Annotated in this window: 22 protein-coding genes, 1 tRNA gene and 3 pseudogenes; 20 read left to right on the forward strand and 6 right to left on the reverse strand. The window is 61.5% G+C overall.

The genetic code is table 11. The features are described from left to right. Positions 1 to 9: 9 nt before the first annotated feature. The 5 genes and pseudogenes from QKE52_RS05680 to QKE52_RS05700 all read right to left on the reverse strand — a co-directional run bounded on the left by QKE52_RS05680 (position 10) and on the right by QKE52_RS05700 (position 4,440). Positions 10 to 600, reverse strand: coding sequence for a hypothetical protein (locus QKE52_RS05680; protein ID WP_246824492.1), 591 nt, complete (start codon positions 598 to 600; stop codon positions 10 to 12). A gap of 462 nt (positions 601 to 1,062) precedes the next feature. After that, a pseudogene (locus tag QKE52_RS05685) lies at positions 1,063 to 2,282 on the reverse strand (IS30 family transposase). Between the two features lie 19 nt (positions 2,283 to 2,301). Then, positions 2,302 to 2,466: pseudogene (locus tag QKE52_RS05690) on the reverse strand (helix-turn-helix domain-containing protein); the annotation flags it as partial. Positions 2,467 to 2,960: 494 nt separating this feature from the next. Then, positions 2,961 to 3,431: pseudogene (locus QKE52_RS05695) on the reverse strand (replication initiation protein); the annotation flags it as partial. A gap of 880 nt (positions 3,432 to 4,311) precedes the next feature. Next, positions 4,312 to 4,440, reverse strand: a complete 129-nt coding sequence (locus QKE52_RS05700) for a hypothetical protein (protein ID WP_255510501.1) — start codon at positions 4,438 to 4,440, stop codon at positions 4,312 to 4,314. Between the two features lie 515 nt (positions 4,441 to 4,955). On the opposite strand from QKE52_RS05700, the gene QKE52_RS05705 reads away from it, so the two are divergent. The 9 genes from QKE52_RS05705 (at position 4,956) to QKE52_RS05745 (ending at position 12,686) form a co-directional block, all read left to right on the forward strand. Then, positions 4,956 to 5,165 (forward strand): heavy-metal-associated domain-containing protein, encoded by a 210-nt coding sequence (locus tag QKE52_RS05705; RefSeq protein WP_070478508.1) that lies wholly within the window; start codon positions 4,956 to 4,958, stop codon positions 5,163 to 5,165. Then, on the forward strand, positions 5,165 to 6,106 hold the full coding sequence (locus QKE52_RS05710; protein WP_070478510.1) for a hypothetical protein: 942 nt from the start codon (positions 5,165 to 5,167) through the stop codon (positions 6,104 to 6,106). Before QKE52_RS05705 ends, QKE52_RS05710 begins: the two co-directional genes overlap by 1 nt. Before the next feature lie 47 nt (positions 6,107 to 6,153). Next, positions 6,154 to 8,424: a heavy metal translocating P-type ATPase gene (locus QKE52_RS05715; protein ID WP_070478511.1), complete on the forward strand. Its 2,271-nt coding sequence runs from the start codon at positions 6,154 to 6,156 to the stop codon at positions 8,422 to 8,424. Between the two features lie 83 nt (positions 8,425 to 8,507). Then, complete coding sequence (locus tag QKE52_RS05720; RefSeq protein WP_070478513.1) at positions 8,508 to 8,759, forward strand: YHS domain-containing protein; 252 nt, start codon at positions 8,508 to 8,510, stop codon at positions 8,757 to 8,759. 85 nt (positions 8,760 to 8,844) lie between these two features. After that, the gene (locus tag QKE52_RS05725) at positions 8,845 to 9,180 is read left to right on the forward strand and encodes a metal-sensitive transcriptional regulator (protein WP_070478537.1); all 336 of its coding nucleotides are present in this window, start codon (positions 8,845 to 8,847) and stop codon (positions 9,178 to 9,180) included. A 47-nt stretch (positions 9,181 to 9,227) separates the two neighbouring features. Next, the gene (locus tag QKE52_RS05730) at positions 9,228 to 10,373 is read left to right on the forward strand and encodes an NAD(P)/FAD-dependent oxidoreductase (protein ID WP_070478515.1); all 1,146 of its coding nucleotides are present in this window, start codon (positions 9,228 to 9,230) and stop codon (positions 10,371 to 10,373) included. A 54-nt stretch (positions 10,374 to 10,427) separates the two neighbouring features. Further along, the gene (locus QKE52_RS05735) at positions 10,428 to 11,561 is read left to right on the forward strand and encodes an MFS transporter (RefSeq protein WP_206395221.1); all 1,134 of its coding nucleotides are present in this window, start codon (positions 10,428 to 10,430) and stop codon (positions 11,559 to 11,561) included. Positions 11,562 to 11,650: 89 nt separating this feature from the next. Next, positions 11,651 to 11,980, forward strand: coding sequence for a ferredoxin (gene fdxA, locus QKE52_RS05740; protein ID WP_347948372.1), 330 nt, complete (start codon positions 11,651 to 11,653; stop codon positions 11,978 to 11,980). Between the two features lie 97 nt (positions 11,981 to 12,077). Next, entirely contained in the window at positions 12,078 to 12,686 is a 609-nt protein-coding gene (locus tag QKE52_RS05745; RefSeq protein WP_070478521.1) for a YdhK family protein, read from the forward strand. Positions 12,687 to 12,764: 78 nt separating this feature from the next. On the opposite strand, the gene QKE52_RS05750 is transcribed toward QKE52_RS05745, so the two are convergent. Beyond that, on the reverse strand, positions 12,765 to 12,887 hold the full coding sequence (locus QKE52_RS05750; protein ID WP_347948373.1) for a hypothetical protein: 123 nt from the start codon (positions 12,885 to 12,887) through the stop codon (positions 12,765 to 12,767). Between the two features lie 12 nt (positions 12,888 to 12,899). Between QKE52_RS05750 and QKE52_RS05755 the strand changes: the two genes are divergently transcribed. The 11 genes from QKE52_RS05755 (at position 12,900) to QKE52_RS05805 (ending at position 20,781) form a co-directional block, all read left to right on the forward strand. Then, positions 12,900 to 14,987 carry a heavy metal translocating P-type ATPase gene (locus tag QKE52_RS05755; RefSeq protein WP_347948374.1) on the forward strand — a complete coding sequence of 696 codons (2,088 nt, stop codon included), beginning with the start codon at positions 12,900 to 12,902 and terminating at the stop codon, positions 14,985 to 14,987. Positions 14,988 to 14,997: 10 nt separating this feature from the next. Further along, positions 14,998 to 15,303, forward strand: coding sequence for a metal-sensitive transcriptional regulator (locus QKE52_RS05760; protein ID WP_070478524.1), 306 nt, complete (start codon positions 14,998 to 15,000; stop codon positions 15,301 to 15,303). Between the two features lie 411 nt (positions 15,304 to 15,714). Next, positions 15,715 to 16,041, forward strand: a complete 327-nt coding sequence (locus tag QKE52_RS05765) for a hypothetical protein (protein ID WP_083290898.1) — start codon at positions 15,715 to 15,717, stop codon at positions 16,039 to 16,041. A 41-nt stretch (positions 16,042 to 16,082) separates the two neighbouring features. Further along, complete coding sequence (locus QKE52_RS05770) at positions 16,083 to 16,262, forward strand: hypothetical protein (RefSeq protein WP_099299416.1); 180 nt, start codon at positions 16,083 to 16,085, stop codon at positions 16,260 to 16,262. A 67-nt stretch (positions 16,263 to 16,329) separates the two neighbouring features. After that, a complete protein-coding gene (locus QKE52_RS05775) occupies positions 16,330 to 16,794 on the forward strand; it encodes a carboxymuconolactone decarboxylase family protein (RefSeq protein WP_228073733.1) in 465 nt (154 codons plus the stop codon). A 15-nt stretch (positions 16,795 to 16,809) separates the two neighbouring features. Then, positions 16,810 to 16,883 (forward strand) — tRNA-Cys (locus QKE52_RS05780). 146 nt (positions 16,884 to 17,029) lie between these two features. Then, positions 17,030 to 17,413 (forward strand): metalloregulator ArsR/SmtB family transcription factor, encoded by a 384-nt coding sequence (locus tag QKE52_RS05785; protein WP_228008270.1) that lies wholly within the window; start codon positions 17,030 to 17,032, stop codon positions 17,411 to 17,413. A 2-nt stretch (positions 17,414 to 17,415) separates the two neighbouring features. Then, entirely contained in the window at positions 17,416 to 18,357 is a 942-nt protein-coding gene (locus tag QKE52_RS05790; RefSeq protein ID WP_070478530.1) for a cation diffusion facilitator family transporter, read from the forward strand. Between the two features lie 120 nt (positions 18,358 to 18,477). Then, the gene (locus QKE52_RS05795; RefSeq protein WP_180965366.1) at positions 18,478 to 19,092 is read left to right on the forward strand and encodes a CueP family metal-binding protein; all 615 of its coding nucleotides are present in this window, start codon (positions 18,478 to 18,480) and stop codon (positions 19,090 to 19,092) included. A 94-nt stretch (positions 19,093 to 19,186) separates the two neighbouring features. Continuing rightward, entirely contained in the window at positions 19,187 to 19,510 is a 324-nt protein-coding gene (gene trxA / locus QKE52_RS05800; RefSeq protein ID WP_099299417.1) for a thioredoxin, read from the forward strand. 320 nt (positions 19,511 to 19,830) lie between these two features. Continuing rightward, the gene (locus QKE52_RS05805; RefSeq protein WP_099299418.1) at positions 19,831 to 20,781 is read left to right on the forward strand and encodes a replication protein RepA; all 951 of its coding nucleotides are present in this window, start codon (positions 19,831 to 19,833) and stop codon (positions 20,779 to 20,781) included. Positions 20,782 to 21,382 lie beyond the last annotated feature (601 nt).

A 21,382-nucleotide genomic window follows, 5' to 3' on the forward strand; every position in this document is an offset into this window, starting at 1 on the left:
GGCTTCGTCTCACCTTTCGAAGGCCGGAAGCTCGCTTTCATTTCCAAGGGCACGCCCGGCCGCCTCCCACCAGGTGCCCGTGTCCCGCGCGCCCTTCCAGCCGGCAACGTAGGCCACCACCAAGCCTGCGAGCGGAATGACGACAGCGCCAATCGAACTGAACAGAGACGCCACGAAATCAATCACATGGTCAATCTGGAAGAACTCAAACACCATGCCGTAGAACTCACCCCGGCTATGCATGTCCGGAACACGCTTAGCCACGGGGTCAATCACTGGTTCTAGGCGGTCACGAATCGCCGGCCCGAAAAACAAAAGAACGAAGGACAGCGCCGCCAATGCGAACTTCCTGCTGACTTCCCACGCGCCCGCGCGATGGGGATGTGTGGCTAATTCAACGCGCCTCTGCCGTACTGACTCGTTGCCAACAGGAAGAAAGTCGATCCGCTTAAAGCCATCACGGAGTCTTACCCGCGCCGCACGACTACCGGGCTCAAGGACATCTACAGTCTTGCCCGCGAAGAAGTGGCTCAGGCCGTCCTCTTCCCACCCTGACGCCGCGTTCTCCCTGAAGACCAACGAATGATCAACGTCCTTCACGCGCGAAACGACCTGCCCCTCACGTATAAGACATGCAGCCGGCACCTTATCCATCAATCCACGGGGTATGGAACACTGTGCAACCCGCGACCGAATCTCGCCCGAAGTAGAAAGGCTTAAAGTGTCGTCTAAATCTGTTAAAGCAGAAACGATCGCCCGTGCTGCAAAACAGGACGTAGACAGTCTTCCCCTCATAGGGAAGTTCCCAAAGGTCAAACGTGTCGCTCAAACGCAACGCCCCCAACTTTGACGGTCTGCGCTAATTTCTCCAGTCGCCACAGCCGTAACTGTAACTGACCCTGCCGAGGAAGCCGAACAGAACAACTTTTCTCCAGGACCGACAGACGTGGCCCAGCTGCGTGCACCAAAACTTTGTTGGACGGGCCTGGGCCTGGCCACGTTGGACTGGGTTCAGCAGGTTCTAAATGTGCAGACCTGGATGTGCATACTCGCAGGGCGGAATCAAGCGGTGGATGCGCCACGCTTGAATAGTTCGTTGAGTATTTCACGTGGGGTTGCGCCGCCGAGGATTTGTCGGGGTGTTTCGTTGAGCTCATTTTGCACCCACGCGACATGTTCGGGTGTGACGGTGGCAAAGTCGGTGCCCTTTTTGTAGAACCTGCGCCTGTTCTCGCCGTTGGTGTTCTCGTTGGTTGGTCTCTGCCACGGTGAGTGCGGTTCACAGAAAAACACCTGGCAGCCGTCTTTAATCTGGACTTGTGCTGTGACAGCCATTTCTGCGCCTTGGTCCCATGTGATGGTCTTTAGCTGCTCGGTGTTGAGGTCTTTGACCATGTCCTGCAGGGTTGCGACCACGGTGTGTGAACTGTGCTCATCGGGAAGGTGTCCAAGCAGGGTGTAACGGCTGGTGCGCTCTACTAGGGTAATCAGCGCGCTTTTGCCACCTTTACCAATGACAAGGTCGCCCTCCCAGTGCCCGGGGATAGCCCTGTCATCAGCTTCCGGGCTGCGGTGGGTGATCTCAGCACCTTTGATCCAAGGGCGACCGGTTAACACGCCTGCGTTTCGGGCACGACGCTTGCGTGTTGCGCCGCCGCGGATAAGTACGTCTTTAGTCTTCATGACTGCTTCAAGCTCGGCTCGCAGGCTGCCTTTGCCTTGAATGTATAAGGCACTGTAGATCGCTTCGTGGGAAATACGCATGCTTTCATCATCGCTGAAAGCATGCTCAAGCCATGCACTAATGCGCCCAGGTGACCACCTGCGGGCAAGGCAATCGACCACTACACCCCGAAGCGTTGGGCTTTCATCGAGCTTGCGTAGTTTTGGCCGCACCATCCGACCAGCAGTAGAAACAGCAGCGTTGTGGGCGTTATATCGCAGCTGCTCTGTGCTGTCCTCATCGACGATCTTCCAACCATTACGGGTGATTTCACGGGCGACGACACTGTGGTGCCTATTTATTTTCTGCGCGATGGCTCGTGCCGAATCACCGACACGACATCCCGCTTCAATAGCAACACGGTCTTCAACAGTAAGCCTGCGACCACGCCCTACTAAGGCGTGTTTGTCGAATACGCCGCTAAGAAATCCATCAACGGCTTGAGTTTTCATCGGTGCTGGCATAACAGAATCTTTACCCAGCTTCTTTCCTGTATCTGGCATAGACACCACCGCCTCATCAGGCGTTCGACGGCGTCGCTGCCGGCGTAATTGCGCATACCGCTGCTTCCTTATCCACTCATACACAGTAGAAGGATGCACACCAACAGCATCAGCCACTGTCTGACAGCTCTCACCAGCAAGCACTCGCTCCACGGCCTGGGCACGTTCATCAGGTGACAAGCGTGAGCGTCTAGACCGCACTTCGATCACACCAGCTTTCTTTAACCTGCTGTGAAGCACACCAGTCGATATTCGGGCCTGACCCCCGGAAAGTGGACACGTCGGGGGTTATCTATGCTGCTTGGGTCAGTGTAGCTGATGTGAGTGCTTCGAAGTCATCGGGGGCTAGAAGGTTGCACCAGGAGTGTCGTCTGCGCGTGTTGTAGCGCATGCTCATAGGCATCGATGATGGCCGCATCGGTGAGGCGTTGTCCAGCAGCACGGAGCCGGTGTCCGGTCTTTAAAGCATGGCGGAACGCCGTTTCATCACGGGCCGCGCACCCTTGACTAATCCAAAGGACACGGACGCCGTCGATCAGTTCTGGGTCATATTGATCAAGTCCTGCGCCTATTTCGTTTTCAACATCTTCTGCAAGAGCTTTGAAGGCTTGGGCTTCTTCTCGACGAGCCTTCACTGCATTGATGAGTTCACGACCAGAGCTAAATTGCTGACGCATGTTTTTACCGTACTGAGGGTGTCCAGCCATCTCACGCACCTGCCTTAGAAAGTCCTGGAGGCGAATGACGCGATCGTGTTGGTGATACCAGCGATATGCCTCTACTGACTTACCAGTATAAAAAGGACTACGACTAAAACGGTGCGCAAAGTGCGGGTCATGTGCGAGAAGAGCGCCTAACTCCTGGCTCGTAGCTTTTAGCAGCTCCATATTGCTGGAATGCTTATTTTTGCCGGTATACACCGGGTCAATCAGCCAAATAAACTGAGCTTTACCACTTAGCGGATTAATCCCGGCCCATGCTGGCCCAATGCCTCGCTGGACAAGGGCGAAGATAACGCTTTTAACATAAGCATTGAGATGAACTGGATGGCCTCCAGATTCTCCGGGCTGGTCAACATCAATAACCATAACCGCAGAATATTGCTTATTCGTCAGCATGACGTATTCACATCGACCGAGTTTCTCCGAATCAGTGCGATAAAGTCTCGGAACGCTGCGCTTCTTACCGGTTTCTTCATCTACCACGACACGGTAAGCACTTTGAAAGTCACGGCTGATAGAACCGTGTAGCGCATCACGCCCAAGATGCTGGAGAAGTTTTTCCCGGTCAAGCTAACTTGCCGGAGTATCATCTAGACCTGCGCAATCCTGGCGCACTCTAGATGGCGTACCAACACGCGCACCGGTCAAAGTGCCCGGAGAGGAATCATTAGATAGAATCATGCACATGCTTTCCCCCAGCTACTACTGGGTGATAAGCGAAGGTCACTTGGTTGCCGCCGAGTGGCCTTCTTTCGTCTTTAGTATCTCTCAACTGTAAAACACATGACTGTCATTTTGTGCGAGACACACATAAAGATATGTTTTACCTGCAGTAACAGTGTTTGAAATATATTGCAACAAATGCTAAAACCGCAGAGTATCCTGCATAGATACAAGACATCGACTATGGATCATAGGGGTTAGCGGTACTCATGTGTACTGCCGTCCAAATCAAAGGCTTGGTTGTCACCGAGGCAACCAGGACTACTCCAAGCACCACAGCCTCCAGGACTACAGATAACCAAAGAGCCTTTAAAGAGAAACCACATAGATAAACCCCAGTACTTTCTTCCTCACTGCCAATGCTCACTGGAGTGAACAATCCCTTGTGACTTTTGTCGAAGCTCCGCACAATGGTTATAGGCTGCTTCCCCCCGAACGGCCACTATGTATAAGTTCTAGCCCTGCCTCTCGCCCCTCAGGCAGGGCTAGAACTCGTTAATGATTTCTGAGTCAATCGAATACGAACACTTCAGAGTACTAAGAGTGCAACTCCTACGGTAATCATCCGTTCTCGCCACGTAACTACTAGATGAGGGCACCCCTACCGGTAATCACTAATACAGGGTGCCTATCGTGATGATTACTTTGACTGCTGCTCGTCCTTGGCGGCGACAATCATGTGCGCTAGCACCTCCAGGAACTTATTGAGGTTGCCTGGATCTGCCGTGATGGTTTCGAAGACTTCCTGAGACTCCCGGGCCGCCTGCACGAGTGCGCCGAACCCTTTGTTTTTAAAAGCGTCAGTGCCAGCAACCTGTGAGGGGTTATTTTTCCTGACTAATGCCTGCACAGGGGCTGCTAACTGTCTCCGGCGTAACTGAGCACTCCAGCTGGGATTCGTCTGTTCCACTCACCAATCTCGAACGCCTGCGAATCCAGTTGACATGGCCGGCTTCGTACCATGAGCACCAGCGACTGATCGGTGTTTGGTGGTGTCCGGCCCGTACCGGTCGTCACTGCCTTCGCCGACGTGGCAAGGAAGTCCACGGTTCTCATTAGACCGGGACCACTACTCTCCGACGCGCAGCGACACCGTCCAGCGGGTCGCCCCGCAGCATCGTTTCGCCACGAGGCGCATGTCGGACGCTCCAGCCATCGTCTGCAGCACGCGTGCGATGTGGCTCATACGACCACCCCCTTCTTGCGGAATACCTGCCAGGGGTATACTGTTGACTTGTACAGGTACCCGGTAGGGGTACTACAGAGACACAAGGAGGATACATAATGGCTTCGAACAATTACCAGGTGACGGGCATGACCTGCGGGCACTGCGAGATGTCGGTCCGCGAGGAAGTCGGTGAGATCCCCGGCGTCCAGGACATCCAGGTCAGCGCGCAGACCGGCAAGCTTAACGTCACCGCCGAGGGCGAGATTGACGATGCCAAGGTCCTCGCGGCGGTCGAGGAGGCCGGCTACTCGGCGGTGCGTGTCTGATGAAGGCCGGAGGACGGCTTGCGCTCTACGGGGCCGGGCTGGTGGTGGCGTTCGGCGGGGCCTTCGGCCTTGCCGGCGCCGTCATTCCTGACAGCTTCGTAGCAGCATGGGCAGAAGGAAGTGACGTGAACACACACGGTGAAGGACACGGCGGCGCTGCGCAAGAAACTGCGGAGCCCACTCTGAACGGGGTCTCCGCAAGCGCGGACGGCTTCGTACTTTCCCCAGTCCAGGCTCCCACGGCTGCAGGCGAGGATGGAGACCTGAGTTTCCAGATCCTCGACGAGTCCGGCGAAGCGGTGACCGAGTACACTACCGCGCACGAGAAGGACCTGCATCTGATCGCCGTTCGCACCGATGGTACTGGTTTCCAGCACGTGCACCCCGAGCTTGACACGAGCACAGGCACTTGGTCGGTGCCGTGGACCTGGGACGAGGCGGGCACCTACCGCGTGTACGCCGACTTCACACCCGAGGGCGAGGGAGCCGAAGGGATCACCCTGACTCGCGCCGTCGAGGTGGCGGGCGACTTCGCCCCTGTTGAGACCGAGTCACAGACCACCGACGAGGTCGACGGATACACCGTCTCCCTGAATGGCGACCTTACCGCCGGCACCTCAAGCGAGCTCACCATCTCGGTCGAGCGCGACGGTCAGCCGGTGACCACGCTGGAGCCCTACCTGGGCGCGTTTGGCCACCTGGTGGCGCTGCGCGAAGGCGACCTCGCCTACTTGCACGTCCACGCCGAGGGCGACGAGCCCCAGGCCAGGGACACGGCCGGACCCGAGATCGGATTCGCAGCGGAGGCCCCGACCGCCGACCGTTACCTGCTCTACCTGGACTTCCAGGTCGATGGGCAGGTGCACACCGCCGAGTTCGTGATCGACGCCGAGCATGGTGACGGCTCGCAGACAGACGATTCGCATACCGGCGGCCACTGACCCGCAGGGCCTGGCGTCGCACGAGAGATGAAGAGAGAAGGAAGAGGATGAGTACATTAGCGCCCCCCATCGGTGGGCCGGACATCGAGCTGGAGATCGGCGGGATGACCTGCGCCTCCTGTGCGAACCGGATCGAGAAGAAGCTGAACAAGCTCGAGGGCGTCGCGGCCACGGTCAACTACGCCACCGAGAAGGCCAAGGTCACCGTGCCTGCCGGCTACGATCCGGGCCTGCTGGTCGCCGAGGTCGAGAAGACCGGCTACACGGCTGCGCTGCCCAAGCCCAAGGGCACCACGGCGAACACGTCGGAGACCGAGGCCGGGGAGGAGGAAGACACTGAGCTCACCTCGCTGCGCCATCGGCTAGTCGGCGCCATTGTGCTCACGGTTCCCGTGATCGCCATGGCCATGATCCCCGCACTGCAGTTCGTATATTGGCAGTGGGCCTCACTCGCGCTTGCCGCCCCGGTGATCATCTGGGCAGCCTGGCCGTTCCATAAGGCCGCATGGACGAACCTCAAGCACGGTACCGCGACGATGGACACACTCATCTCGATGGGCACCTCGGTCGCACTGCTGTGGTCCGTCTACGCACTATTCTTCGGAACCGCTGGCACACCCGGGATGACGCACCCGTTCGAGTTCACGATCGCTCCCTCGGATGGCGCGGCGAACATCTATCTCGAAGTTGGCGCGGGCGTGACGATGTTCATCCTCGCCGGCCGCTACTTCGAGAAGCGCTCCAAACGCCAGGCCGGGGCCGCGCTGCGCGCCCTCCTGGAGCTCGGCGCGAAGGAAGTCGCCGTGCTCCGCGACGGCGTTGAGGTGAAGATCCCCACCTCTGACCTCCAGGTCGGCGACGAGTTCATCGTTCGTCCGGGTGAGAAGATCGCCACCGACGGCATCGTGGTCTCCGGCTCCTCCGCGGTGGACGCCTCCATGCTCACCGGCGAGTCCGTACCGGTCGAGGTCCGCGAGGGCGACTCGGTCACCGGTGCCACCGTCAACGCGGGCGGCCGCCTTGTCGTGCGGGCGACCCGTGTCGGTTCGGACACGCAGCTTGCGCAGATGGCGAAGCTCGTCGAGGATGCGCAGACTGGCAAGGCCGAGGTGCAGCGTCTGGCTGACACGATCTCCGGCGTGTTCGTGCCGATCGTCATCGTCGTCGCGTTCATCACCCTCGGCGCCTGGCTGGGAGCCGGATTCCCCGTCGCCGCCGCGTTCACCGCAGCGGTCGCCGTGCTCGTTATCGCCTGCCCCTGCGCGCTGGGACTCGCGACTCCGACCGCGCTGCTGGTCGGCACCGGCCGCGGGGCGCAGATGGGCATCCTCATCAAGGGCCCAGAGGTGCTGGAGTCCACCCGCAAGGTCGATACCGTCGTGCTCGACAAGACCGGTACCGTCACCAGCGGCAAGATGACCCTGACAGATGTGATCACCGAATCCGGTGTGGACCGTGCCGAGCTGCTGCGCTTCGCGGGTGCGTTGGAGGACTCCTCGGAGCACCCGATCGCGCAGGCGATCGCCAAGGGCGCCACCCAGGAAGTCGGCCAGTTGCCCACGCCCGAGGACTTCGCCAATGTTGAAGGCAAGGGCGTGCAGGGCATCGTCGAGGGCACCCCGGTCGTCGTCGGACGCGAGTCGCTGCTGGCCGACTGGTCACAGAAGCTCTCTCCGGAGGTCGCACGGGCGAAGGCTCAAGCTGAGGGTGAAGGCAAGACGGTCGTCGCGATCGGCTGGGACGGTGCTGCGCGCGGCATCCTCGTCGTCGCCGACACCGTCAAGCCCACGAGCGCGGAGGCGATCCGCGGGCTCAAGGAGATCGGCCTGACCCCGGTGCTGCTCACCGGTGACAATGAGGCCGTGGCCCGCCAGATCGCCGCCGAGGTCGGCATCGAGGAGGTCATCGCCGAGGTGCTGCCCAAGGACAAGGTCGACGTCGTCACCCGTCTCCAGGGCGAGGGCAAGATCGTCGCGATGGTCGGCGACGGCGTCAACGACGCCCCCGCGCTCGCGCAGGCCGATCTGGGCCTGGCGATGGGCACCGGCACGGACGTCGCGATCGAGGCCTCCGACATCACCCTGGTCCGCGGCGACCTGCGGGCCGCGGTCGACGCGATCCGTCTGTCTCGGAAGACACTTTCGACGATCAAGACCAACCTGTTCTGGGCATTCGCCTATAACACCGCCGCGATCCCAGTCGCAGCGCTGGGCATGCTCAACCCCATGCTCGCAGGCGCGGCGATGGCGTTCTCCAGCGTCTTCGTCGTCGGCAACAGCCTCCGCCTGCGCGGGTTCAAGAGCGTCGCCACGAAGTGACGAACGAGAACCCACCCATCCATACCAATCCGATACAGAACCCACCCATCCATACGAATCCGATACAGAAGGAACACCAGAAAATGAGCAACTGCTGTAGCACGAACGAGACTAACCCCGCCGCCGAGAACGGTGGACGCGAGAACCTGCTCGGCGGGGGCGCCGATGACATGACCACCTGCCCGGTCATGGTCGGCACCCCGGTCAGCAAGAAGACCGCCGAGGCCGCCGGCCTCTACCGCGACTTCAAGGGCGAGCGCTACTACTTCTGCTGCGCCGGCTGCGGCCCCGCATTTGATTCGGACCCCGCCAAATACGCCGCCAACATGGCGTAATCCACCAGCGTGCCGGGGTGCCGCGGCACCGCTGCGGCACCCCGGCACCTGATCGGAGCGAACCGACATGACCACCCCGACCTCAATGACCGAACCTCACATCGACACCTGCCCGGCGGGAGGCGACGGCGATCCGTCCGTCCACGGATACATCAGCGACAAGGCGACGTACCGCAATCGCCTGCGGCGCCTCGAAGGCCAAATCCGTGGCATCGATCGGATGATCGATGAGGACCGCTACTGCATCGACATCTTCACCCAGATCTCCGCAGCCACCAGGGCACTCGAAAACGTCGCCCTCGGACTGCTCGACGATCACCTCAAGCATTGCGTCCTCGACGCCGCCCTCGCCGGTGGACCAGTCAGCGAGCAGAGGCTCGGCGAGGCATCCGAGGCCATCGCCCGTCTCGTTCGCTCCTGACGCCCGCACACCAAATCGATCACGACCTGCAGCCCAGGAGTTTCCCTATGACCACACAACACGTCCTCATCCTCGGTTCAGGAGCAGCCGGAGCCGCAGCCGCCCGCACTCTCGCCACACGTGACGACGTCCGGGTGACGATGGTGACCCGCACCGGGGAGACGCCTTACACGCGAATGCTCATCAAAGGAATCGCGTTCGGCCCGACCCCGCCGGAGATGATCAAGCTCCCGCTACCTCAGATTGAGGTCATCGCCGACACCGTGCTCGATGTCGATACTACGGCGAAGCGGGTCCAACTGACCTCCGGCGCGCAGGTCTCCTACGACGCGCTCATTGTCGCGACAGGGAGCGTGCCCCGCTCTCTGCCCGCGGGTGTACTCGAAGGCGACGACGTCGGACAAGGCCGGGTCACTGCTCTGCACTCCTTGGAAGATGCCATGGGTATCCGCGATCTGCTGACCAGCCTGGCACGGCCGGCGCGAGTGACGATCTATGGCGGCGGAATCATCGCAGCCGAGACCGCTTCGTCGCTGCAAGCCGACGGACACATGGTCATGCTGGTCTCTCGCAGTTCTGTTCCCGGCATCGGAGCGTTTGGGGCGCCGGTGGCTGAGCGCCTCGCCGCTGACCATGCCGCCAAGGTGCAGACTCGATTCGGTCGCACTCTCCAGCATGTCGACGAAACAGAATCCGGTGTTGCCATCACCCTCGACGACGATCAACGCATCGTGGCCGACTTACTCCTCGTTGCGCTCGGCACGACGCCCGCAGCCCCGTCGCCGTGGACGAACGGCATCGACGTCGATGATCGCCTCCGTGCCGCAGCAGACCACGTCTACGCCGCCGGAGGTGTAGCTACGCATCACGACGAAGCACTGGGCGTCTGGCGCATCGACCATTGGGAAGACGCCGCCGCGCAGGGCACGCACGCCGCACAGGCCGCACTGCACGACCTCGACATCAGCGACGATCCGGGCACCTACCTGCCGCGCAGCCCCTACATGGCGCTGGTCTACGGTCAGATGATCTCCGGAGTCGGGTACACCGCTGGTGCAGACGCCCAGGTGGAAGCCGGCGAGGAGTTCATCGTGCGCCACGAGACCGACGGCACCGTCGTCGGCGTCACCGGCATCGACGCGGTCGGCACCGTCTACCAGTGGGGTCAGCAGCTCCACGGCCTGCAGGCATAGACGATGGCGGGCGACTATACGAGGCAGATCCCGCGGCGGGGTTTCGCGCTCGCGATGGCAGCGACCATTCTCATGATGGCGGCTGCCAGCGCGCCGTCGTTGTTCTACCCCCAGATCGCAGAACAGCTCGGACTCGTCCCCGTCGCCACCACACTCGTATTCGCGGTCTACACCTTCACCCTCCTGGCCGCGCTGCTCTACCTCGGACCGCTCTCCGATCACATCGGCCGACGTCCGGTCGTAACCGCCGGTTCCCTGGCGCTGGCACTCAGCCTGGCCATGTTCTGGTTCGCCGACAGCCTCGCGACACTCCTGGTCGCCCGCGCTCTGCAAGGACTCGCAGCGGGTCTGCTCATCCCGGCCCTGTCGGCGATGATGATCGACTTCGAGCCGCCGTCGCATCCGAACATCGCAGCCCTGTGGAACACGATCGGGCCGATGATCGGTCTCGGGACCGGGGCACTCGGTGCTGCGCTGCTCCTCGATCTCACCCCCGAACCGACAACTGCGGTCTTCGGCCCGCTCGTGCTCGCCTTCCTCACCGTGGCAGCGACGGTGTGGAGCACACCGGAACTGGTCCCCAAGACCCGGATACGACGTGGCGACCTCCGCCCGCGGTTTATGGTGCCACTGCACCTGCGCCGCATGTTCACCGCCGGTGTGCCCGCGATTATCGCCGGGTGGGCGACCAACGGACTCTTCCTCGCGCTCGGAGCCGGCCTCGTCGGCAGTGAGCTCGGGGGCTCCACGCACACCCACGCGGGCATCGTCATCTTCGCACTGGCGATCTCCGGAATCACCGCCTCGTCCGTCCTGCAGCGGCGTTCCGCCCGCACCATCAGCCTGTATGCGACCAGCGCCCTGGCATTCGGCACCGCAGCGAGCATCGTCGCCCTCGCACTCGGTTCCTACCCGGCCTACGTCGTGTCGGTCGCGATCGTCGGTTCCGGGTTCGGCACAGCGTTCCTCGGGGTGCTGCGCACACTCATGCCCCACACGGCATCGTCGGAACGCGCCGCCGTGATGGCTGTGATCTACACGGTCGCCTACCTGGCATTCGGCGTGCCCACCATCGTCGCCGGGTTGCTCGTGCCGGTACTCACCCTGTCAGGAACGATGACAGTCCTCGGTGCGATCATCATCGCCCTCAGCCTTGCAGCCACCGTCCTACGCCTGCGCATTCCTTAGCCGGCCGCAGATCCGGCAGAGACTGACGACTTCTCCGAACTCCCCACCGACTCTCGCCGCCGAACCGCACCCGACCAAGAAGAGCAGCCATGACCTATGCGATCGCGCTTCCCTGCGCGGACGTCAAGGACCGCGCCTGCATCGACGAATGTCCTGTCGACTGCATCTACGAGGGCGAACGCTCGCTCTACATCCATCCCGACGAATGCGTTGACTGCGGAGCCTGCGAACCGGTTTGTCCCGTCGAGGCCATCTACTACGAAGACGACCTGCCCGACGAATGTTCTGACTACTACAAGGCCAACGTCGAGTTCTTCGACGAATTTGGTTCTCCCGGTGGAGCCGCGAAGATCGGACCGGCGGGCTTCGACCATCCCCTCATCGCCGCATTGCCCATCCAACATGAGCAGTCCCTCTGAGAAGGACAATTCGATCGATTCACGCCGGTACAACGCGCAATCCTTGACTAGTACCCCTGGGGGGTATAGGGTAGGTGTCATGATGAAAGGAGCTGACATGCAGAGGAGACTGCGAGCAGGGCTGGCAGCAGGAGTGCTCGGAGTGACACTCGTGCTCGCCGGTTGCAGCAGCGGAGCAGACGAAGACCAGCAGACCGACCCTTCGGCTACTGAGGAGCAGGGCCACGGCGGCGACAATGCAGAAAGCGGAGATGAGGAAATGGATCACTCGATGGAGCACCCGATGGACGGCGGACCGGCACCCGAGGGTATCGCCGAAGCCAGTGACCCCACATACCCGGTCGGCACAGAGGTACAGCTCACGGCCGACCACATGGAAGGCATGGACGGTGCGACAGCGACGATCTCCGGCGCATTCGACACGTACACGTACTCCGTGAACTACACTAACGCAGGTGGCGGCGACCCCGTCACGGACCACAAGTGGGTCGTGCAGGAAGAAATCGAGGATGCCGGCGACGAGCGCCTGACCGATGGCACAGCGGTGACGCTGCTCGCCAAGCACATGGAGGGCATGGAGGGCGCGAGGGCCACCATCGCTTCGTCCACCGATGAGACGGTCTACATGGTCGACTACGAGACGGACGGCATGAAGATGACGAACCACAAGTGGGTCGTCGAGAGCGAGATCCAACCAGCGCCCTGAGCCGACGTTCGCTTGCCCGGCGACCGGGTGAGCGGCATGGCTCGATGACGAAGGAGAAGAACGATGACGGACCCGAACTCACACCAGCACCACGGTCACGGAACCGATGCACCCGCTCACGGCGAGCATCACCACGGGTCTGTGTCCGCGCACGCCTCGGCGGAGGCGCACGGCACGCACGAGGGCCAGCACACTGGACACCAGGGCCACGCCATGAACCACGGGCAGCACTCAGACCACACGGGCCTCGATGAGAACGGTGTCCACGGAGATCACAGCGGCCATGGCAGCCACGGAGATCACAGCGGCCATGGCGGCCACGGGGACCACGTTGGCCAGTTCCGCCGGCTGTTTTGGATCAACCTCGTCATCGCCATCCCCGCGGTCACCCTCTCGCCGATGTTCTCCATGCTGCTGGGCTACGAGGTCCCCGGCTGGGCGGGCTGGGTCGCCGCGGTACTGGGCACCGTCATGTACGTCTGGGGCGGCAGGCCCTTCCTCACCGGCGCCGTCAGCGAGTTGAAGTCCCGCAAGCCCGGGATGATGCTGCTCATCGCTCTGGCGATCACGGTGGCCTTCTTCGCCTCCTGGGCCGCGACCCTCGGGCTTGTCCATCACGAGCTGGAGTTCTGGTGGGAGCTGGCGCTGCTGATCGTGATCATGCTGCTGGGCCACTGGATCGAGATGCGCTCCCTGGCCCAGACCACCTCGGCGCTCGACTCGTTGGCTGCACTGCTGCCCGACGAGGCCGAGCGCGTCGAGGGCGAGAACGTCGTTAAGGTGGCCCCAGCCGACCTCGTTGTGGGTGACGTCGTGATCGTGCGCCCCGGCGGCAGCGTTCCGGCCGACGGCACCATCGTCGACGGCCGCGCCGACATGGACGAGTCCATGATCACCGGCGAGTCCCGCCCGGTCTCTCGGGGCGAGGGCGAGACAGCTACCGCCGGCACCGTCGCCACCGACTCCGGCCTGCGGGTGAAAATCACCGCCACCGGCGACGACACCGCCCTGGCCGGGATCAACCGGCTCGTCACCGAGGCCCAGAACTCCTCCTCCCGCGCCCAGCGGATCGCCGACAAGGCCGCGGCCTGGCTGTTCTGGTTCGCTCTCGGCGCGGCGCTGGTCACCGCTGTCGTCTGGACGCTCATCGGCATGCCCGACGAGGCCGTGGTCCGTACCATCACCGTACTCGTCATCGCCTGCCCCCACGCCCTCGGCCTGGCGATCCCGCTCGTGGTCTCCATCGCTACCGAGCGCGCCGCCCGCGGCGGCGTGCTGGTCAAGGACCGCCTCGCCCTGGAGTCGATGCGGCAGGTCGACGCAGTGCTCTTCGACAAGACCGGCACACTGACCAAGGGCGAGCCCACCGTCACCGGCGTCGAACCGACCGGCGACCTCGACGCCGACCAGGTCCTCGCCCTCGCGGCCTCGGCCGAGGCCGACAGCGAGCACCCGCTCGCCAAGGCCATCGTCGCCGCCGCCAAGGACAAGGGCCTCGCCCTTCAGCAGGCCAGCGGCTTCTCATCCTCGCCCGCCGTCGGAGTCACCGCGACTGTCGCCGGCCAGGAGGTCCGCGTCGGCGGCCCCCGGCTGCTTGAGGAGACCGGCCAGCACGAGGTCGGCACAGCCGAGGAATGGCGTTCTGAGGGCGCGATCATCCTGCACGTCCTCCGCGACGGCCAGGTGGTCGGCGGCCTCAAGCTCGCCGACGAGATCCGCCCCGAATCCCGCAACGCCGTCGACGCCCTCCACGCCCTGAGCGTCGAGGTCGTCATGATCACCGGCGACGCCGAGGCCGTGGCGAACGAGGTCGGACGGGAGCTCGGCATCGACCGCGTCTTCGCCGGCGTCCGCCCCGAGGACAAGTCCGCCAAGGTCGCCCAACTGCAGCACGAGGGCAAGAAGGTCGCCATGGTCGGCGACGGCGTCAACGACGCCCCGGCACTGGCCCAGGCCGACGTCGGCATCGCGATCGGCGCCGGCACCGATGTCGCCATCGCCTCGGCCGGGGTGATCCTGGCCAGCTCCGACCCCCGGTCGGTGCTCTCCATCATCCAGCTCTCACGACGCGCATACGGTAAGATGAAGCAGAACCTGTGGTGGGCCGCCGGATACAACCTCATCTCCGTGCCGCTTGCGGCCGGCATCCTGGCACCGGTGGGATTCGTCCTGCCAATGTCGATCGGCGCGATCCTGATGTCGGCCTCCACCGTGGTCGTCGCGCTCAACGCCCAACTCCTGCGGCGCATCGACCTCACACCCGAAGCCAGCACGCGTTCCGTCCTGGAACGCCAGAAGTAAGGACATGCCCATGTCTGTCGACACCGATTCTCATCAGCACGGATACATCAACGACAAGGAGCGCTACCTCGGCCGTATGAAGCGCATTGAGGGTCAAGCCCGAGGGATCGCGAAGATGATCGATGAAGAGAAATACTGCATCGACATCCTCACCCAGGTATCCGCCCTGACCCGCGCCCTCCAGGGGGTCGCGACCGGTCTACTCGACGATCATCTCAAGCACTGTGTGCTCGACGCAGCGAAGCTCAGCGACGAGGCGGCCGTCGAGAAGATACAGGAAGCCACCGACGCCATCAACCGACTCGTCCGCTCCTAATCCCGGACCCCGAGGCCGCGTTCCAGGACACGGCGGGAAGCCCTCACGACGCCCTCCACGCCTGATCCTCACCGACACGCCGTCCGCCCGCGATGCGCCCACTTTCGCTCAACGGGCCAGGCGAGCCGGCGCCCACGGCGTGCGCTTGCAGGCCGCGGCCGGGCTGCTGCGCATGAGTGCGGTGTACCAACGCCCCGTGGTCCGCTCGACCGCACCCCTACGATCCTCGTCCTTCGCACGCTCCATTCCGACCCCGAGCTGCAGTGCGACGTCACCGTCGAAACCCTGACCGCGACCGTCGACCCCCTGTCCCTCGAACTGCCGGAGACCTCGCTGGCACCCGCTTGGACCAGCGTCGAACCCCCACAACACGGGTGGAGATACATTGCGGACGTGTCCAGTCTGACGCTGATGCGTAGCGTCCGTGCCGGCATCGAGGCCGTGGCCCAAGCACTTCCCGACAAACCCGGCGACGATGTCGCCCGCAAGATCCGGGGCATGGTCTGGGGCACCCCGGACACAGCCCTCGCGTCGCTGCCACAAGGCGTCGCGTTCGCCGCCTACGTCTTCGGGTTCCTCAGCTCCGAAGGAGAGGCCGCGATCTCCACCGCCGGCCGCTGGACGCGGTTGACCCTTCCGACTGGACACGTACTCCTGCGCGGACCCGTCGTCTCTGGCCTCACCTCAATCCGCCGCACCCGGCCACGCGTCTCCGAGTCCTTCAAACCAATCGGATAATACTTGATACCCCATAGGGGTAAAGGGTAGGATTGGTGACTATGAGAGAGGCTGAACACGCGCACGCCACGTATGACACACCGCACCTGGATGCGGCCGGGATCGTGAGTCGGCAGCAACGCGAGTCCGGCGACTTCTACCTATTGACCGGTGTACATGCCGGGCATCAGCAGCAGGAACGCATCCCTGCGGGTTCAACCTCGAACTCGCGACCAAACTGACTAAGGAGGCATTATGCCCCGTTTTTCCCGATTGACCCCTGAGACCGCAGTGGGGAGCTCACGAGACTTGCTCGGCGATCTCGTCGAGCGGCACGGCGAGGTCGGAGACATGGTCTCGACGATGGCGCATTCCCCGGCGGTGCTCGGCGGTTATCTCCAGCTGAGCAAAGCCATGCGTCGCGCCAAGCTCGACCGCAAGGTCAGCGAGCTCGTTTCGATCGCCGTGCAGTCGCAGCAAGGATGCGGAATGTGCCTGGCCTCGCACATCAGCGCGGCACGATCACTCGGGGTCAGCGATAACGAGATCGCACTCGCCCAGCAGGGTACGGCGATGACCGGCCCGGTCGCGGCGATGATCGCGCTCGGCCTCCAGGTCTACCGTGAGCCTGCGTCGATCACCGACGAGCAGATCGACGAGCTTCGGGGGTTCGGGTACAGCGACCGTGAGATCTCTGATGTCGTCGGGGTCGTGTCGCTGAACATTCTCACCGGCGCCTTCAACCTGGTTGCCGGCCTCACGCCGGGCGACTGATCTTGCCGGCGACTTGGCGCCTTGGCCGAGAGGATAGGCAGCGGTCTGCAAAACCTTGTACACGGGTTCGAGTCCCGTAGGCACCTCCACTTTCCACCGAATCCAATAAGGCACGCGTCGCAGGAAGCGGGCAGTCCACCCTCGGGCGCGCCGGAACCTCTGAGCTTCATTTCGCATCGAGCGACAGATCACACTCGACAATATCGTCATAGAGCGATATAATCGCTATATGACTATGAATCAACAAGAGGGGGCAACCCTCGACGAGGTGGCGACAGCAGCGTACGCCCACCTGTTCCAGGCATTTGCAGAACCGACGAGGTTGGCGATCGTGCAGCACCTCGCCTCGGGCGAGCACCGGGTCCGCGATCTGGTCGAGCACATGGGCCTGGCCCAGTCCACGGTAAGCAAACATGTCGGCTTTCTCGTTGAGTGCGGCCTGGCGACGATGCGCCCGGAAGGGCGCTCCACCTGGTACTCGCTGACACAGCCCGAACTCCTGCGTACCCTCGTCGCCGCTGCCGAATGCCTCCTCGATGCCACCGGCACGCAGGCCCTGCTCTGCACGCACCTGCGACTCCCACATACCCACCACGCGACAGATACGGAGAAGAAGTAGACATGGGCGCAGGACACAATCACGGCCCCGCAGCCAGCGAGACCGGGCACCCTGGAGATTTCCGCAAGAAACTCTGGATCGCATTCTCGATCACCGCGACGATCGTCGTCGCCCAGGCCATCGGCTCGGTCATCACCGGCAGCCTCGCACTGCTAACCGACACCGCCCATGCCATCACCGATGCCGTCGGCCTACTGGTCGCACTGATCGCCGGGACGCTGATGCTCAAGCCCGCCAACTCCAAGCGCACCTGGGGGTTCCGACGTATCGAGGTGATCGCAGCCCTCGGACAGTCGGCACTGCTGCTGGTGGTGGGCACGTACGCCGCCATCGAAGGAATCCGGCGACTGTTCGAGCCGCCGGAGGTGCCCGCAAGCGAACTGCTGATCTTCGGCATCATCGGCCTGGTCGCGAACATCATCGCCATCACCATCCTCGCCTCCAGCCGCGGTTCGAACTTCAACATGCGTGCCGCGTTCCTCGAAGTCCTCAACGACGCCCTCGGCTCACTCGGAGTGATCATCGCGGCGATCGTGATCTCCACGACCGGGTTCATGCAGGCCGACGCCATCGCCGGACTGTTCATCGCCACCCTGATCGTGCCTCGCGCGTTCAAGCTGATGCGCGAGACCACCGGCGTCCTCATGGAGTTCACTCCTAAGGGCCTCGACCTCGACAAAGTCCGCTCACACATCCTCGAACTCGACCACGTCCAGGATGTTCATGATCTGCACGCCTCCACTGTGGCGACCGGCCTACCGACCCTGACCGCCCACGTCGTCGTCGACGACGAATGCTTCACCGACGGTCATGCCGCCCAGATGCTCCAAGAGATCAAAGACTGCGTCGCAGGACACTTCGAGGTCTCCGTCCATCACGCAACCTTCCAGATCGAGACCGAGCACATTGCCGAACATGAACCGGAAGTCAGCAAGCACGACTGAACGCAGCGCCCCCTCCCGGGCTCGTACCGGGCGGGGCGCTTCCGCATCACACAGGTAGGCACTACCCCTATGGGGTACTATGGCCAATTGGCACCACGGGCAGGCACGAGAAGGAATCCCATGAAAAACCTCAGGTCATTGCCGAAGTACGGCGGGAAGAAAACCGCTGCAACCACCGTCGTGATCGGCGCTTTCCTGCTCACCGGATGCGCGGCCGCCAACGACTCACCCTCAGCCACCTCGGCCAGCGGAGCCGAGATTCTTGTCGAGAATGGTCTCGAAGGCCTCGACGTGCGGGAGCTGGTCGAAACGCTCGATGCGATCCCGCTGGACGATCGCACGGAGACCTTGACCACGTCGATCACTGCGGAGATGGTCACGCTCACTGATCAGCACGAGCACGCGACAGAGGTGCGGTTGCCCAGTGACGAGATCTACGTATCCGTTGCCCCGTATCGGTCGCAGACCCATGATTGCTACTACCACAGCCCGACCGGATGCCTGGGCGAGCTGCGCAACGCAGACGTGGCCGTAACGGTGACGGATGCGACGACCGGCGAGACGATCGTCGACGAGGAGTTGAGAACCCTCGACAACGGCTTCGTCGGGATCTGGCTGCCCCGAGGCATCGAGACATCGATCTCGATCACCCACGACGGCCAGACCGTCACCTCCGAACTTTCGACCGTCGGCGACGATGCGCAAACCTGCCTGACCACGATGCGACTGGTCTAAAACTAGCACCACGGGAATACCCCCACCGGGTAGGGTGTTGTGATGTGCGCGCGGTCTATCGCACGCGACGTGTAATAGGAAGGAAAGCAGTCCCATGAGCGAAGTCACCACCGTCGACACCCAGGCCTTCGAAGAGGTTGTGCTCCAGAGCGAGGTCCCCGTTCTCGTGGACTTCTGGGCAGCCTGGTGCGGCCCGTGCCGTGCGATCGCGCCGGTCCTGGACCAGATTGCAGCTGAGCAGGATGGAAAGCTCCTCATCGCCAAGCTCAATGTCGACGAGAACCCCGACATCGCCTCACGCTACAACATCAGTTCGATCCCTGTGATGAAGGTCTTCGACAAGGGTGAAATCGTGCGCGAGATCATTGGGGCGATGCCGAAGCCGCAGATCGAGCAACGCCTCGAAGGCATTATCTGAGGCTCGGCCGTCGAACCGTTCCCGAACTCCGCCGACCGTTGCGCGGCAGTTGATGGTCGCCCGACTCAGCGTGATTGCATACGTAATGCAAGACTGCGCAGTGCAACGAGCGCTTGAAGTGGCAGGACCCCGTTACCGAAGGCGGTCTTCTGCTGATTTGCAGTCAGTCCGCCCATCGTGTCGGTAATCCATCTGACTGGCAGATCCATAAGCCATTCCACGAACTCCGGCGACGGGCGTGGCCCTCTGTCCTCGTTCATATACACCAAATACACGGTTTGCAAGAAGTTAAGCAGTGTCACCAGAAAAGGGATTCTTCCATGGCACTGCCACCAGAAAAAATTGCTCAGCTTCAAGCAGCCCAAAAGACTGCCCAAGACCGAGAAGTTAATCAAGCAAAAGAACTTATAAACGCCCAAGACATTGGCTACACATCCAAACTCTTCGTCCAAGCATTATTTCCATACCGCAAGACCGACGAAGAAAAACGAGTCATAGAGACAGCACAAGGCCGAATCGTTGTCTACGCCGATGGAGGATTGCCCTACGGCAAATATCCCCGACTAATCATGGCCTACATCGTCACCCGTGCCGTGGAAAACGCAGGAAAGCTCAAAGCAGGCAAAATAGACCTTGAGCAAGCAGTCCGCATCCCTCTCGGACACTCCATGAACCACTTCCTCCAAGCCATCGGAGTAACTGGACGCGGCACAGGTGGCGCAACAGGGAACTTGGCCAATATCCGCGAGCAATTATTGCGCCTGGCTGATGCTCGCGTGACCGTCAAAGAGGACGATGGCGTACGCGCACGTGGTAAACACACTCAAATTATGGATGAATGGGACTTATGGTTTGATGCACGCGACCCTAATCAGGGAAGCTTCATCGAGTCCTACATCAAACTCACGCCACAATTTTTCCAGCACATTGTCGAAGCCCCCATCCCTATCGACCTTGCTGTACTACGCCAGCTCACCAAGCCACGGTCAATGGACATTTATATCTGGCTAACGGTCAAGCAGTTTTGGCTTAGCAAAAACAACCGAGACTCCTACCTTTTTACCTGGGACATGATGGCACAAAGCTTCGCCACCAAAGAGCTAGTATCAGGGCAAGACTGGGTGAACTTCCGCAACGAAATCAAGAAAGCCATCCACGATGTTCAGGCGATATGGCGTAATTGTGGAATAAAAGCCGACCTCGATGGAGTCACCGTCACTAAGACATCTCCCTCAGTTGAGAAAAAACCGCCACGTCCGCAGCTGGATTAATACTCATCAACGAGTGAGCGCCCCCTTGTGGGCGCTTTCTTTATGCCCTGGTCAGGCTGCGCATATTTACCAATACGGCTGCGCATATTTACCAATATCCAAGCAGTTATCCACAGGGCTTGAACTGGGATTTTATCTATTTCCCCTGGTCGCTTATAACTATAAACTGTAGAACTATATCCAGCAGGGGTAAACCAACCAGTCAACGCTAACGCTAACTAGTAAATAAGATTCCATCGTGGCTCACGCCCTCACTAACGTTCGGTTGTGCTGCCGCCCAAATCAAAGATTTGGTTGCCACCGAGACAACCTGGACTACTCACTGACCACAGCCTCCAGGACTACAGATAACCAAAGAATCTTTAAAGAGAACTCTCACAAAGGAACCCCAATAATTTCATCCTTACTGTCAATGCTCACTGGAGTGGGCACGCCCTTGTTACTTTTGTCGAAGCTCCGCAGAATAGTTTGTAGACCGCTCCCTCCCCATTACGTTGTTGGCAGTTCCGCTTGAAGGGGCCCAGGATTCGTACTCCTAGCCCCATGCTGGGGCAGGTTATGTTTATCTGCGTTCCTTCTGCCTTGTGGCAGTGGAACTAGT

The sequence above is a fragment of the Corynebacterium sp. c25Ua_47 genome (genome assembly GCF_039907205.1).
In the GTDB taxonomy this organism is placed as follows: Bacteria; Actinomycetota; Actinomycetes; order Mycobacteriales; family Mycobacteriaceae; genus Corynebacterium; species Corynebacterium hiratae.